At 62.4% G+C, this 14,639-nt stretch carries 15 protein-coding genes; 6 read left to right on the forward strand and 9 right to left on the reverse strand.

The window, feature by feature from the left end:
• Both AC245Y_RS27310 and AC245Y_RS27315 read right to left on the reverse strand, forming a co-directional pair.
• Positions 1 to 315, reverse strand: coding sequence for a MocE family 2Fe-2S type ferredoxin (locus AC245Y_RS27310; RefSeq protein WP_003548266.1), 315 nt, complete (start codon positions 313 to 315; stop codon positions 1 to 3).
• A gap of 21 nt (positions 316 to 336) precedes the next feature.
• Positions 337 to 1,425: a fatty acid desaturase family protein gene (locus tag AC245Y_RS27315; RefSeq protein WP_017996861.1), complete on the reverse strand. Its 1,089-nt coding sequence runs from the start codon at positions 1,423 to 1,425 to the stop codon at positions 337 to 339.
• Between the two features lie 131 nt (positions 1,426 to 1,556).
• Here AC245Y_RS27315 and AC245Y_RS27320 point away from each other — a divergent pair, with 131 nt between their 5' ends.
• Entirely contained in the window at positions 1,557 to 2,585 is a 1,029-nt protein-coding gene (locus AC245Y_RS27320) for a LacI family DNA-binding transcriptional regulator (protein ID WP_017996860.1), read from the forward strand.
• A 161-nt stretch (positions 2,586 to 2,746) separates the two neighbouring features.
• Entirely contained in the window at positions 2,747 to 3,559 is an 813-nt protein-coding gene (locus AC245Y_RS27325) for a TIM barrel protein (RefSeq protein WP_017996859.1), read from the forward strand.
• A gap of 100 nt (positions 3,560 to 3,659) precedes the next feature.
• On the opposite strand, the gene cobM is transcribed toward AC245Y_RS27325, so the two are convergent.
• Positions 3,660 to 4,418, reverse strand: a complete 759-nt coding sequence (gene cobM / locus AC245Y_RS27330; protein ID WP_017996858.1) for a precorrin-4 C(11)-methyltransferase — start codon at positions 4,416 to 4,418, stop codon at positions 3,660 to 3,662.
• 4 nt (positions 4,419 to 4,422) lie between these two features.
• Positions 4,423 to 5,655, reverse strand: coding sequence for a bifunctional cobalt-precorrin-7 (C(5))-methyltransferase/cobalt-precorrin-6B (C(15))-methyltransferase (locus AC245Y_RS27335; RefSeq protein WP_017996857.1), 1,233 nt, complete (start codon positions 5,653 to 5,655; stop codon positions 4,423 to 4,425).
• On the opposite strand from AC245Y_RS27335, the gene AC245Y_RS27340 reads away from it, so the two are divergent.
• Positions 5,654 to 6,427, forward strand: coding sequence for a cobalt-precorrin-6A reductase (locus tag AC245Y_RS27340; RefSeq protein WP_017996856.1), 774 nt, complete (start codon positions 5,654 to 5,656; stop codon positions 6,425 to 6,427). The two genes, AC245Y_RS27335 and AC245Y_RS27340, sit on opposite strands and share 2 nt — an antisense overlap.
• Here the strand turns inward: AC245Y_RS27340 and AC245Y_RS27345 are convergent.
• From AC245Y_RS27345 to cobF, 5 genes are all read right to left on the reverse strand, one after another.
• On the reverse strand, positions 6,388 to 7,155 hold the full coding sequence (locus tag AC245Y_RS27345; protein ID WP_017996855.1) for a precorrin-3B C(17)-methyltransferase: 768 nt from the start codon (positions 7,153 to 7,155) through the stop codon (positions 6,388 to 6,390). The genes AC245Y_RS27340 and AC245Y_RS27345 overlap by 40 nt on opposite strands.
• Positions 7,152 to 7,883 (reverse strand): precorrin-2 C(20)-methyltransferase, encoded by a 732-nt coding sequence (locus tag AC245Y_RS27350; RefSeq protein ID WP_017996854.1) that lies wholly within the window; start codon positions 7,881 to 7,883, stop codon positions 7,152 to 7,154. Before AC245Y_RS27350 ends, AC245Y_RS27345 begins: the two co-directional genes overlap by 4 nt.
• Positions 7,880 to 8,512, reverse strand: a complete 633-nt coding sequence (locus AC245Y_RS27355; protein ID WP_012763586.1) for a precorrin-8X methylmutase — start codon at positions 8,510 to 8,512, stop codon at positions 7,880 to 7,882. Before AC245Y_RS27355 ends, AC245Y_RS27350 begins: the two co-directional genes overlap by 4 nt.
• A gap of 2 nt (positions 8,513 to 8,514) precedes the next feature.
• The gene (gene cobG, locus AC245Y_RS27360) at positions 8,515 to 9,897 is read right to left on the reverse strand and encodes a precorrin-3B synthase (protein WP_017996853.1); all 1,383 of its coding nucleotides are present in this window, start codon (positions 9,895 to 9,897) and stop codon (positions 8,515 to 8,517) included.
• 72 nt (positions 9,898 to 9,969) lie between these two features.
• Complete coding sequence (cobF, locus tag AC245Y_RS27365; protein ID WP_017996852.1) at positions 9,970 to 10,734, reverse strand: precorrin-6A synthase (deacetylating); 765 nt, start codon at positions 10,732 to 10,734, stop codon at positions 9,970 to 9,972.
• Between the two features lie 203 nt (positions 10,735 to 10,937).
• Here cobF and repA point away from each other — a divergent pair, with 203 nt between their 5' ends.
• From repA to repC, 3 genes are all read left to right on the forward strand, one after another.
• Positions 10,938 to 12,134, forward strand: coding sequence for a plasmid partitioning protein RepA (repA, locus tag AC245Y_RS27370; protein WP_026157659.1), 1,197 nt, complete (start codon positions 10,938 to 10,940; stop codon positions 12,132 to 12,134).
• The gene (gene repB, locus AC245Y_RS27375) at positions 12,131 to 13,126 is read left to right on the forward strand and encodes a plasmid partitioning protein RepB (RefSeq protein ID WP_012763582.1); all 996 of its coding nucleotides are present in this window, start codon (positions 12,131 to 12,133) and stop codon (positions 13,124 to 13,126) included. The genes repA and repB overlap by 4 nt, the downstream gene beginning before the upstream one ends.
• A 154-nt stretch (positions 13,127 to 13,280) precedes the next feature.
• The gene (gene repC, locus AC245Y_RS27380) at positions 13,281 to 14,495 is read left to right on the forward strand and encodes a plasmid replication protein RepC (RefSeq protein WP_017996850.1); all 1,215 of its coding nucleotides are present in this window, start codon (positions 13,281 to 13,283) and stop codon (positions 14,493 to 14,495) included.
• Positions 14,496 to 14,639 lie beyond the last annotated feature (144 nt).

Raw genomic sequence — 14,639 nt, forward strand, 5'->3', positions numbered from 1 at the left:
TCAGAGCGAGATGAAGACGGCACCGTCTTCGATCTTGACAGGATAAGTCTTCAGATTGACGCAGACCGGCGCGCCCTTGGCTTCGCCCGTCTTGTAGTTGAAGCGGCCGTTATGCTTTGGACATTCGATGATCTCATCCATGACAAGCCCGTCGGCGAGATGGATATGTTCATGCGTGCAGAGCCCGTCGGTGGCGAAGAATTCGTCGTCCGGGCTGCGGTAGACCGCGAAGGTGCGCCCGTCGTGATCGAAGCGGATGACATCTTCTTCGTCGATCTCGTCCTTGTCGCAGACCTGAATCCAGTTTCCGCTCATCTTGTCCTCCCTGAATTGTAATTATTGCGCGGCCGGGGCCAGCTCGTTGTGGAATTCCTCGCGATAGGGCCGCGCGGTGGCCGGCAGTTCGCGCTTCAGGAAATAATCCTCATTGCGCAGCTGGCGCAGGAAAGCCGGGATCATCTCGATATAGCCGGACCAGATCGATGGGTTCGGCGCCGGCAGGTCGTGCTTGATCATTGCGTGCAGCTTCGGCAGCGCGTGATAGGGCACCATCGGAAACATGTGGTGTTCGACGTGGTAGTTCATGTTCCAGTAGATGAAGCGGCTGATCGGGTTCATATGGACCGTGCGGCTGTTCAGGCGATGGTCGGTCACATTGTCGGCAAGGCCGCCATGCTGGAGCAGTCCGGTCAGCACATGGTGCCAGGCGCCGTAGAGGCGAGGCAGGCCGATCAGCATCAGCGGCAGGATCGAACCCATGGCGATCGCGGCTGCGGTCGTGACGAGATAGATCGCCAGCCAGATGCGGGCGATGCGGATTGCCTTTGGCTGCTCCATCTCCGGGATGAAGGTCTTTTCCGCCGCGCTGACGCCGCCGAAGGCATTGCGCAGCATATCGACGATCGCATGCCAGGCGTCGAGGATGCCGAAGAAATTAAGCACCAGCCGGAAGAGATCAGGCGGCCGCATCACGGCGATCTCGGGATCGCGGCCGACGATCACCGTATCGGTATGATGGCGCGCATGGCTCCAGCGCCAGGTCACCGGGTTGCGCATGATCATGAAGCAGGCGATCTGGTAGACGACATCGTTCATCCAGCGCGTCTTGAAGGCAGTGCCATGGCCGCATTCGTGCCAGCGGCTGTCGGAGGCCGAGCCGTAGAGCACGCCGTAGGCGAGGAAGAAGGGCAGCGCGATCCACGAGCCCCAGAAATAGATGCCGAGCCCGGCAAAGGTTGCCATGGCGCCGAGCCAGATGATCGTGTCGCGGATCGCCGGCGCATCGGAGCGCTGCATCAGCGCCTTCATCTCCTTGCGCGCAATGTCGGTGTGATACCATTCGGCTGCCGCCAGCCCCGTTTCGACCGCGGTGCGGCCGCTTTCGCCGAGAAGGTCGTAGTCGCGCTTCTTTGTCTGGGTCGCCATTATCCGCCTCCCGTTGCCCTTGCCTGGGAGAATAGGTTGACTTTAGAAAGCGCTCAATGCAGGCTTGATATAATCTATCAAAAGCTATCATGAATGACTTGCATTCATGATTGAATCCATCAGGAACGCAGATGCGCCGTCCCACCATATCCGATCTTGCCCGCGCCTCCGGCGTCAGCGTCGCCACCGTCGACCGGGTTCTCAACGCCCGCCACCGGGTGCGTGAGGAAACGGCGCGACGGGTCTATGATGCGGCACAGTCGATCGGCTATCACGCTGTCGGGCTGATCAAGCAGCGCGTCTTCGAGGATCTGCCGCAATACAAGCTCGCCTTCCTGCTGCAGAAGCCGATGCAGCCCTTCTATCAGAGCTTCGTGCGTGAGATCGAAACAGCAGCGCGCGCTCTGACGTCCGCGCGCATCCAGACGCAGATCGACTTTCCGTCGGCCGCGACACCGGCAGCGATCGTCGAAAAGATCAAGACGCTCGGCGCTCGCAACCAGGCCGTTGCTCTGGTCGGCCCGGATTATCCCGCGGTGACGACGGCGGTCGAGGAGCTGAAGGAGCGTGGCATTCCGGTGTTCTCGTTACTCTCCGACCTCGCCACCGGCGTGCGCGACGCCTATGTCGGCGTCAACAACCGCAAGGTCGGGCGCACCGCCGCCTGGACGATTGCGCGCACGGCACACAAGCCCGGCAAGGTCGCCTGTTTCGTCGGCAGCCACCGCTTTCACGGCCATGAGCTCAGAGAAATCGGCTTCCGTTCCTATTTTCGCGAGAATGCGCCGGAGTTCGATGTCGTCGATACGCTGATCAATCTCGAGACGGCCGAGATCACCCATGAGGCGACGCTGACGCTGCTGCAGAAATATCCCGATCTCGTTGGCCTCTATGTCTGTGGCGGCGGTATGGAGGGGGCAATTTCGGCATTCCGCGAAGAAAGTGTCGGCGGCAGGATCGTCTTGGTGGTCAACGAGCTGACGCCCGACAGCAAGGCCGGCCTTGCCGACGATGTCGTCGCCATGGCGATCGGCACTCCCCTGCCTGCCCTCTGCAAGGAGTTGATGGTGCTGATGACGGGCGCCATCGAAAACGGCGAAACGGCTGTTCCCGGACAGCTCTTCCTACCGTTCGAGATTCATATTTCCGAGAACATCTGAAGAATGATGGAATGCCATCATTCCGGTCGATATTCTCTCAGCAATGAAAGCGGGTGCTGGGGATGACAGATGGATTGCGACGCGAATTCGGATAGAAATTCGCTGACCCATTCACGAGGACTGCTCCGCCTAGATGCGGAGATCAGGAGGAGATACCGATCATGACGTCGATCCGTTTTGCGCTCAACCATATGGCGGCGCCGTCGCTTGCCATCGACGATTTCTTCGCGCTGGCCGGATCGCTCGGCATCGATGCCGTCGAGATCCGTAACGACCTTTCCGGCAATGCCATCCTCGACGGAACCAACCCCGGAGTGATCAGGCAAGCGGCTGCCCGCCATGGCGTGACGATCATTTCGATCAACGCCCTGCAGCGCTTCAACGAGTGGAACGCGGCCCGGGCCGCCGAAGCGCAGGAGCTGATCGATTATGCCGGCGCTTCCGGCGCCAAGGCGCTTGTCCTCGTTCCGAAGAACGACGGCACCGGCTGCGCCGATGGCGAACGGCAGGTCAATCTGCGTCAGTCTCTGGCTGCATTGAAGCCGATGCTGGAGAAAGCCGGCATTATCGGTCTCGTCGAGCCGCTCGGTTTCGAGATTTGCTCGCTACGCTCGAAGACCGAGGCGGCCGAGGCGATCAGGGAACTCGGTGCGCAATCGACCTTCAGGCTCGTCCACGACACCTTCCACCATCATCTTGCCGGCGAAGCGGCGACCTTCCCCGAGCTTGCTGGCCTCGTACACATCTCCGGCGTCGACGATCCTTCCGTTGCTGTTGCCGATATGCGCGATTCCCATCGCGTGCTCGTGGGCGGCGACGACCGGCTCGATAATGCCGGGCAGGTCAGGGCCCTGTTGCAGGCGGGCTATAACGGCCCGTTCTCCTTCGAGCCCTTCGCGGCGGAGGTGCATGCGCTGAAGGACCCGGCCGGCGCGCTGCGCGCCAGCATGGATTATCTCAGCGCGCGGGTTTGAGATCTGGCCAAAGCGTCGGCTGATACCGCCATTGGTGTTGGGGCGGCGCGCAGGACGATTGCCACGAGAGGCCGCGCTGGCCGCGGCCTCTCGCCCGAAGCTACTGCCTGCCTCTGAACCGGCGCTGATAGGCCGGATCATAAAGTGAGCTCTCGCGAAAATCCTCGGCCGCAAGCGAAGGGCCGACGAAGATGATCGCCGTGCGTTCGATCGGCTCGGCCGCAACCTTTACCTCGATATCGGCGAGTGTGCCGCGCAGGATGCGCTCGTCGGGCCAGGAGGCCTTGACGACGATCGCGACCGGGCAGTCGACGCCGTAAAGCGGCGTCAACTCTTCGACCACTTGCTTCAGTGCGTGGATGGCCAGATGGATCGCCAGCGTGGCGCCCGTCGCGCCGAACTTTGCCAGTGTCTCGTCGTTCGGCATCGGTGAGGCACGGCCGGAAACGCGGGTCAGCACCAGGCTTTGGGCCACGGCCGGGATCGTCAGTTCGCGGCCAAGCGACGAGGCTGCGGCGGCAAAGGCCGGAACGCCTGGCGTCAGGGTATAGTCGATGCCGTGTTTTTGCAGCCGGCGCACCTGCTCGGCGACCGCGCTCCAGACCGAGAGATCGCCGGAATGCAGCCGGGCGACGTCCTGGCCGGCGGCAGCGGCGCGAAGATATTCTGCCTCGATTTCGTCGAGCGACATCGGCGCCGTATCGACGATGCGGGCGTCCGGCGGACAATATTGCAGCAGTTCGGGCGAGACGATCGAGCCGGCATAAAGGCAGACCGGGCATCGGGCGATGAGATCGCGGCCACGCACCGTGATCAGATCCGCAGCACCTGGTCCCGCGCCGATGAAATGCACCGTCATCTCGTCATCCTTTCGTCCAGCGCCACTGCGTCACCGGCATCGCCGGCCGCCAGCCGCTCATGCCGCCGATCGGCTGTGCGCGCGATATTTCGATCCGCGTGAGGAAACCGCCGCGCTTGCCATGTTCGGCCAGCAGGACCGCCTCCATCTCCAGCGTCACGGCATTGGCAACGAACCGCCCTCCCCGCTTCAGTGCGGCAATCGCAGTATCGACAATACCCGGCTCGCTACCGCCGCCGCCGAGGAAGATCACATCCGGCGCCGAGAGGCCCCTAAGCGCATCGGGCGCAGCACCTTCGACGACGGCAAGATGCGGCACGCCGAAGGCGGATGCGTTGCGGGCGATACGTGCAGCCCGTTCCGGCGACTGCTCGACGGCGATCGCCTTCAGTGACGGATCGGCCAGCATCCATTCGATACCGATTGATCCCGAGCCGGCGCCGATATCCCAGAGCAGTTCGCCATGACGCGGCGCGAGCGCCGAAAGCGTCATCGCCCGGATTTCGCGTTTGGTGATCTGTCCGTCATGCTCGAACAGCTCATCTGCGAGCCCTGAGGCAAGAGGCAGGATGCGGGCCCCCTCCCCTGCCGCGATATCGACGGCGCAGACATTCAGAGGATTGACGTCCAGCAGGTCGAAATCCGCGGCCAGGACGCTTCTCTGCCGTTCCCGAGCGCCGCCAAGCGCCTCGAGCACGGTAAGTTGCGACTGACCGAAGCCAGCAGCAGTCAGCAGGGCAGCCAGATCGCCAGGCCCCTTCTCGTCCGAGGTCAGCGCGATGATGCGCCGCCCGGGATGCAGATGCGGCCGGATCAGATCGCTCGGCCGTCCATGCAGCGAGATCGTTGCAACCTCCTGCAGTGGCCAGCCAAGGCGGGAGGCGGCAAGGCTGAAGGCCGAGGGTGCGGGAATGGTGCGCATCTCGTCCGCCGCCACATGGCGGGAGAGCGTTGCGCCGACACCATAGAGGAAGGGATCGCCAGAGGCGAGCACGACAACAGGCGTGCCACGCCTTTCGAGGATGGCCTCGACCGAGCGCTCGAACGGGCTCTGCCAGGAAAGCCTTTCGCCTGTGATCAGCGAGGCAGCAAGTGCGTGGTGGCGCGCTCCGCCGAAGACGGCGGGCGCGGTGGCGATCAGCCTTCTTGCCTCCTCGCCCAGCCCTTCTGGACCATCTTCCCCGATGCCGATAATAGTCAGCCAGCGCTGGCCGGACGCAGGAGCGACATCAGACATGGGAAGACCCCGCATCTTGATCCTTGGCGGCACCAGCGAGGCGCGGCTGCTGGCCGAGGCGCTGGCGGCGCGTGATGATTGCGATGTTTTGTTGTCGCTTGCCGGCCGCACCGAAAAACCGGCCGTGCAGCCTGTTCCGGTCCGCATCGGCGGTTTCGGCGGCGCTGTCGCACTTGCCGATTTCCTGAAGGCCGGCGGATATGACCTGTTGATCGACGCCACGCACCCCTTCGCCGAGCGCATTTCGGCCAATGCCGCTTTTGCGGCCGAGACCACTGGCGTTGCTGCCATCGCTCTGCGCCGTCCCGAATGGCAACGCCGGCCGGGCGATCGCTGGCGGGACATGCAGAGCATTCCCGCTGCCATCGAAGCGCTCGGCCCCTCCCCCCGCCATGTCTTTCTGGCGACGGGCCGGCAGGGTGCCCATTACGCGGAAGCCGCACCGCAACATCACTATCTCGTCCGCAGTGTCGATCCCGTCGAACCAGCGCTTGCGCTTGATAATGTCCAGTACATCCTCGATCGTGGTCCGTTCGCGCTGGACGGTGAACGCGCTCTGCTGAGACAGCACGACATCGACGTCATCATTGCCAAGAATAGCGGCGGTGCCGCGACCTATGCGAAGATCGAGGCAGCCCGCCTGCTCGGTATCGAGGTGATGATGGTGGCGCGCGCCCCGGCCTCGATCGTTAAGGCGGTCGACAGTGTCGAGGCGGCGCTGGCAGCGATCGATCACCTGTTTTTTCCCCTCGCCATGAACCGCGGCGTATAGACGAGGTCCAGCCGGCCTGGCCGTGTGACAATGCGTGTCTCGGCCGAGCCGATGATGATGCAGGTCGCCATATCGGCAATCGACGCATCTGCCTGCGCCAGCTGCTGGACGGCGATGCGTTCGTCCGGCCGCCCGGCCGCGCGCCCGAAAATAACCGGTGTTGCTGCAGGCAGATGGTCACGCAACAGCTTGAAGGCTTCGCCGAGTTGCCAGGGCCGTGCCCGGCTGATCGGATTGTAAAGCGCGATGACAAAACCTGCCTTTGCCGCCAATGCAAGACGGTTTTCTATTATTTTCCAAGGCTTTAGATTGTCAGACAGGGAGATGGCGCAGAAATCGTGGCCAAGCGGTGCGCCTGCTCTTGCCGCCACTGCCAGCATCGCCGTGATGCCGGGCAGGATGATGAGATCGACCGCGCGCCAGGCGGCCGGCCCGTTCTCGATTGCTTCGCAGACAGCGGCCGCCATGGCGAAGACGCCGGGGTCGCCGCCGGAGACGACGCAGACCTTGGCGCCATCGGCTGCCATGGCCAGTGCTGCCCCTGCCCTGTCGAGCTCCTCGCGATTGTCCGAGGCATGCCGCAGCTGATCGTGGCGGAGCTGCAGCCTGTCGAGATAAGGTCCGTAGCCGAAGAAATCCGTCGCCGCATCGACAGCAGCCAGCGCTTCCGGCGTCATCTGCTCGGGGTTACCAGGGCCGGTACCGATCACGAAAAGCCTGCCGCTCATCGGCTGCCCTCCCAGCCCGGCACCAGCACGAGCGAAAAATACGGCGCGTCGCCGTCGGTCCTGTCGGCAAGCTTTTCCATCGCCGCATTCGCCATGGTGCCGCGCTCGACATAGACGGCCTCCGACAGCCGCCCGGCCGCCGCCAGCGCCCGGCGGATCTTCGGCAGGTTGCGGCCGACCTTCATGATGACGGCGGCCTGCGTATCGGCAAGACGGCGCGTCAGCTCGGTCTCGGCCATCGTACCGGGCAGTACGGAAAGCACGTCGTCGCCTTGAACGATCGGCATGCCGGCCAGCGACCAGCAGCCCGACATGGCGCTGATACCCGGGATCACTTCCGTCGGGTAGCGTGTGGAAAGCCTGACATGCAGGTGCATATAGGAGCCGTAGAAGAGCGGATCGCCTTCGCTGAGAACGGCGACGGTCAGCCCGGCATCGAGATGCCCGGCAACGGCTTTGGCAGACTGGTCGTAGAATTGGGTGATCAGGCTCTGATACCGTTCGTCGTTCTTGTCGATTTCGGTCGTCACCGGATAAAAGAGCGGTAGCAGCGTCACCCCGGATTTCAGCAGCGGTTCGACGATCGCCTTGCCGTTGCCACCCCTGCCCTGCTTGGCGAAATAGGCGATGACATCAGCGCCTTCGATGGCGCGCACGGCCTTGAGGGTCAGGAGCTCCGGATCGCCGGGGCCCGTGCCGACGCCGATCAGACGGCCGCTTGTCGTCATAGACCTGGCCTCGCCAATGCATTGATGGCGGCTGCCGTCATGGCGCTGCCGCCGAGCCGGCCGCCGACGATGGCAAAGGGGACGCCGTAGGAATTTTCCGCCAATGCATCCTTCGATTCCGCCGCGCCGACGAAGCCGACAGGCATGCCGAGGATCGCTGCGGGTTTCGGGGCGCCGTCGCGCAGGAGTTCGAGCAGATGGAAGAGCGCCGTCGGTGCATTGCCGATCGCAACAACGCTGCCGCCCAGCCGATCGAGCCAGAGATGCATGGCGGCAGCCGAGCGCGTATTGCCGGTCTCGCGTGCAAGCTCGGGTGTCGCCGGATCGCGCAGCGTGCAGATCACCTCGTTCTGCGCCGGCAGCCGCGCCCGGGTCACACCCTGGGATACCATTTCGGCGTCGCAGAAGATCGGCGCACCACCCTTCAGCGCATCGCGTGCTGCGCTGACGAAATCGGCCGAGAACAGGAAATGATCCGCCGCCTCGACCAGCCCGCAGGCATGGATCATGCGCACGGCGATTTCGGCTTGATCGTCAGTGAAGCGCGAAAGATCGGCCTCGGCACGGATAATGGCAAAGGAACGCTCGTAGATCGCATCGCCGCTGCGGATATAATCGTAGTCTGGCATTCCTATTCCTGTCGTAGCGCCTTCGAAACGCCGGTTGCGCCAAGCCGTGTAAGGCAGGCGGCGGTCGATTCGCCAGCGTCTTTGTTGTCTTCGATGGACCGGGCGAGCCTCTCTATAGCGAAATCGATCCGACCGCCAGCGATCCGTTCGACCGGCTGATCGGCGGCAAGCCCATTGAGGATGAGGCCATAACCTTCCGCCGAACCCGTCAGCGTCAGCGCCGGCCGGGCATGAGCGCAGCCCTTGGCGCAGCCGGACAGATGCAGCGTCAGCGAACCGTCGAAAAGGGCAGGTGCTACGCCAATGAGCCGGCGCGCCAGAGTTCGCGTCTCGTAGAAAGCGGAGCCGCAGGCGCCGGCGCCGGCACAGGCGGCAATATGCTCGGTATTGTCGCCAGGCTGGGTGCTGAAGCCAAGTCCGGCGGCGGCCATCTGCATAGCCGGCACTGTATCGGCGGAAAGCCCGATGAGGAAGAAACCGCGACCGGGCGCAAGCCGGATGGCTGTTGCGCCGCGGTCCGTTGCCAGATCCAGCAAAGCGATCAGATCAGACGCTCTCATCTGCCCGAATGCCGGCCTGACGCCGAGTATGGTCTTGCCGTCCTCAAGCCTGTGCGAGCCGGCAAGCGGCATCCCTGCCGCGCCTGAAGGAAAGAATTTGATGCCATCCATCGCGGGAAAACGCGCCCGCAGAAGCGCCGGATCGATATCCCTTGCCCTGCTGCCCTGCCCGAGGTTCGCCAACAGGCTCAAAATTTCGCCGACGGCCGATATCGCCGCCTCCGCAGGACCGATCGCGACCGGCATTGCGGTTTCACCGTCGCCATTGATCGCGACCAGCCATTCTGCGGGGGATTGCGCGACAATACGGATATCGGCAGACAGGGCCGACAAGCCGAAGACCCCACCGCCGTCGACGACGAGCGAGAGTTTTGGCGCGAGGCGCGGCGAGGCTAGCTGATCACGGACCATGCTGCGCAAGGCCATTTCCATTGCCGCTGGATCGCATATTTCTTCCGGGTCGATGCCGTGCAGTGGCGATGTCTCGATCGCCGGCCCGTCCGGCACGGTGATGCCGGCGGCATCGATATCGGCAGCGAGCTGTCCGACGGTCTCAGTCCGAAGGCCTCGGATCTGCAGATTGCCCCGGGCGGTGATTTCGAGAATGCCGTTTCCATGGTCTGCGGCGGAGCGGGCAAGGCTGGCGAACTGCGACAGCGTCAACGCGCCGCCGGCCGGCCGCAACCGGACCAGCAAACCGTCGCCGGTCGGCATGGGCGCGGCAAGGGCGGGGCAGGCGCCGCGCCTGCGCATCGTCACCGCTGGGCGACCATGCAGATCCGCCTCGCCCGTCCTGTCGCTCGCCTTTGCGGCCTTAATGCTCATTCTCGATCCTCTGATCATTTCTTACATGATCGCGGCCGACCCGGCAAAGCGTGATGGAAACGGCTCGAACCGCTATTCCTCGAAATCACGTCCCTTGCGCAGGAGATAGATATCCATGATCCAGCCGTGCCGCTGCCTGGCCTCGGCCCTCAGCGTCTTAATGTCGGTGGCGATGTCGCCAAGTCGCCCTGATCTGACGATCTCGTCCTTGGTGCCGAGATAGGCGCCCCAGAAGATCTCGGCGTCGGGATCGTCGATCTTCGCAAAAGCCTGTTCGCCGTCAAGCATGACGACGGTGCTGTCGGTCAAAAGTCCGTCCTGCGCCAGCCTGCGCCCTGTGGTGATCTCGATCGGTTTGCCGACGAGGTTGAGAGGGATTCTGTGGCTGGCCGCCAGCGCCTGGATGCTGGTGATGCCGGGAATGACGCTGTAATCGAAATCCAGGCTGCTTTCCCGGCGCACGCGTTCGATGATGCGGATCGTGCTGTCGTAGAGACTGGGATCACCCCAGACGAGAAAGGCGCCGCTGCCATCGTCCGGGAGACCGGAGATCAGCTCTCCATAGATGCGGGCGATCTCACCGTGCCAGGCGTCGACGCTCTGCACATAGGTCTTGTCTGCCGTCTGCCTTTGCGGCACCGCAAATTCTGAAATTCTGGCTGCCGGCCGGGTGATATAACGTTCGCAGATTTCCCGCCGGATCTCGGCGAGCTCTTCCTTGCCGGCGCCCTTGACCGGCAGGAAGACCACGTCGGCGGCGTTCATCGCGTTGATCGCCTGTATGGTGAGGTGCTCAGGGTTGCCCGTGCCGATGCCGATGATATGAATGTGCTTCAAGCGGATACTCCCCTTCGAGTCCTGGCGGTCTTGCCGAAAAAGCCGGGTCGCCGCAAGGGCTGAACGGGAGTTGGCCGCGGCCAACCGAGCCTTGTCGGTAGCATCGGAGCCCTGTTGTTGCTGCAAATCCCGAATCGTGTCACTTTCGATACGCTTTTTGACGCTATGTTGACAGAAAAGCGCATCGAAAAGGATTGGGTGTTTTGGACAACATTAGCGTATCGACGACAGATGTACGGATCGAGCGGCATGCCAACCAGCTGTCGCGGCAACTGAAGCTGCTTCGCGACAAGCTGTTTCCGCCGCTCTCGCAAAAGACGCTACGAACATTCTCCTCCGGCGAGGCGGCCCAGATGATCGGCGTCTCGGACGGCTATCTTCGCCAGCTTTCACTGGATGGCAAGGGACCGCAGCCGGATCTTGCCCAGAATGGCCGGCGTTCCTATACGCTCGGCCAGATCAACGAATTGCGCCAGTATATGGCCAAGCTCAAGCCGAAGGACGCGCTTTCCTATCAGCCGTGGCGTCGCCCTGGCGAAAAGCTGCAGACGGTTGCCGTCACCAATTTCAAGGGCGGCTCGGCCAAGACCACGACGACGCTTTATCTGGCACAGTATCTGGCGCTGGCGGGTTACCGGGTGCTTGCGATCGATCTCGATCCGCAGGCCTCGCTCTCCTCCATGCTCGGCGTTCAGCCCGAATTCGATCTTTCCGAAGGCGATACGCTCTATGGCGCAATCCGCTATGATGCGGACCGCAAGCCGCTGAAGGAAATCGTCCGCAAGACCTATTTCGACGGTTTGGATCTGGTGCCGGGCAATCTCGAACTGATGGAGTTCGAGCATGAGACGCCAAGGGCACTGAACGACCGGCAGCGACCTGGCGAGCTGTTCTTCCGTCGGGTCGGCATCGCCATTGCAGAGGTCGAGGCCGATTACGACATCGTGGTGATCGACTGCCCGCCGCAGCTCGGTTACCTCACGCTTGGCGCCGTTTGTGCCGCCACATCGCTGCTCATTACCGTCCATCCGCAGATGGTCGACGTCGCGTCCATGTCGCAGTTCCTGCTGATGACTTCCGATCTGCTTTCCGTCGTCCGCAAGGCCGGCGGCGACCTGCAGCATGATTTCATCAAATATGTCGTCACGCGTCACGAACCCTTCGATGCGCCGCAGTCGCAGATCGTCGCGCTGCTGCGCGGCCTTTTCAGTGACGACGTGTTGACGGCGACCATTCTCAAGTCGACGGCGATCGCCGATGTCGGCCTGACCAAGCAGACGCTCTATGAGATCGAGAAGGGGCAGGTGCGCCGCTCGACCTATGACCGCGCGCTGGAATCGGTCAATGCTGCCAATGGCGAGGTGCTCGCCGGTATTCACAAAGCCTGGGGTCGAGCATGAGCAGACGCGATCGCCTGAAAGGTCTATTCGACGATACAGCGCAGGAGTTGGCCGCGGCCAACTACGAGGAGCAATCTTCGCGCGGATCGGCCGGGCCGGTTCGGACGATGGCGCTGACCCTTGGCCGCATGGAGGAAGAGAGCAGGGCGATGCAGGAGGCTTTGCTCTCCGGTGAACGCATCATCGAGCTCGATCCTGATCTGATCGACTCCTCCTTCGTCCGCGACCGCCTTGCCGACCAGCCCCTGGATTTGGAAGATGAGTTGGTGCGGTCGATTGCCGAGAACGGCCAGGAAGTGCCAATCCTCGTTCGCCGCCATCCCAACGACGAGGACCGCTACCAGATCGCCTACGGCCATCGCCGTCTGCAGGCAGTCAAGTTGCTCGGCCTCAAGGTACAGGCCATCGTCCGAAAGCTCGACGATACCGACGTCGTCATCGCGCAGGGCATTGAGAATTCGGCGCGTCGGAACCTTTCTTACATCGAGCGCGCGGTCTTTGCCCTCAATCTTGAGCTCAAGGGTTTTGAGCGCCCGGTCATCATGAAGGCGCTGTCGACGGACAAGACGGAGCTATCGAAGCTGATATCCGTAGCAAAAGCCATTCCCGCCGAGATCGTCAGGTCGGTCGGAGCCGCACCCGGCATCGGGCGACGCAGGTGGATGGCGCTTGCCCAGGACTGGAATGGAATGACGGCCGCTCGGCTTGCCAAGCTCATTGCTTCTGGAAGTTTCGTGGCAGAAGAGAGCGATCGCCGTTTTGAGCTTTTGGTTGCCGAGCTCGCCAAGAAAGAGGCCAAACCCGAGGCCACTGAATATGACTGGAAGCCGAAGAGCGGCGGCAAGGTTGCCGGCCGAATCAAGAGCGCCGGAAATTCCTTCACGATCGCGTTGAAGACCGGCGATGCGCCGGATTTCGGCGCTTACATTTCACGCCGTCTCGATGAGCTTTACGAAGCCTATCGGGCCGGCAGGTTGCAAGCAGGAGAATAGGCCGCAAAAGAAAAAAGCCTCCGAACGTTGCCGCCGCGGAAGCCTTTCTCATATCTGGACAATCTGAGAATCGCACTTCCTCGAATCACTGTCAAGCGTCTTCGGCATCCTTTTGGGTGGTAGCTTTCTTTTGCCTTGAGAAAAGGTGAGGGACATGGAGCCTCAATATGTATCGACGCCCTTTGGGCGGCGATCGATGACGCTTGGCATGCTGGCAAGCCAAGCAAGTGCCAGCAAGGTCGATCCGGACGCATCGGTCGACAAGTGGAAGATCTTTCGTGCGCTCTGCGAAGCAAAGGACATGGTCGGCGTATCGGACCGTGCCCTGGCTGTTCTCAATGCGCTATTGACCTTTTACCCGAAGAACGAGATTGCCGAGGCCAACGGCTTCGTCGTCTTTCCCTCGAACGAGCAGCTGTCGCTGCGCACGCATGGCATGGCCGGCACGACGCTGCGGCGGAACCTGGCGATGCTGGTGGAAGCCGGCCTGATCATCCGCAGGGATAGTCCGAACGGCAAACGTTTTGCCCGCCGCAACGGCGAGGGCGGGTTTGGTGAAGCCTTTGGCTTCAGCTTGGCGCCACTGCTTGCGCGCGCCCACGAGATCGAGGCGCAGGCGGCCCAGGTGATGGCCGCCAAGCTCGAATGGAAGCGTCTGAGGGAGCGGCTGACACTTTGCCGGCGTGACATCACCAAGCTCATCGAGATCGCCCTGGAAGAGAAAATTGCCGGCGAATGGATCGACATGCAGAAGCATTTCAATCTGCTTACCGCAAGCCTGCCACGCCGCCCCTCAGCTGCGGAGATGGAAAGCCTGCTGGGCGATCTCGAAGCTTTCCGGGAGTTGATCGTCAAGACGCTGGAATTGAAGTCGAAAACAGAAAAAACAGACGGCAATGATAACCAGAACGGTCGGCACATACATAATTCAAACCCACACCACCCATCTGAACTTGAACCAGCCTTCGAACCGAAGCAGGGCGCAAAGCCGGAGGAAGAACCGCAGCCGTGGCGGGAGCCGCCGAAATCCTTCCCCCTTGCCATGGTGCTGCAGGCCTGCCCGGAGATCGTCGCTTACGGGCCGGGCGGCGGCATTGGCAGCTGGCGGGATCTGATGGCCGCGGCCGTCGTCGTCCGATCCACGCTCGGCGTCAGCCCCAGCGCCTATCAGCTGGCCTGCGATGTCATGGGGCCGGAAAACGCCGCCACTGTGATCGCCTGCATTCTCGAAAGGGGCGGACATATCAATTCGGCCGGCGGCTACTTGCGTGACCTGACCCGGCGAGCGGAGCGCGGCGAATTCTCGCTCGGACCGATGCTGATGGCGCTGATGCGGGCAAATGGTCCGACAGCGAGGAAAACCGGATGAGCGGCTATGAAAAAGTTTCGCACCAGCTGCGACGGTTAGAAGCATATGTGGCCGGTCGATCAGCGATCATAACGGCTTCCTTCCCCGCAGTTTTGTTGAAATACACCGTTAACCATGTCATACATGGCGGAAGAAAACATGCTT

It is taken from the genome of Rhizobium sp. SRDI943, from assembly GCF_057653695.1.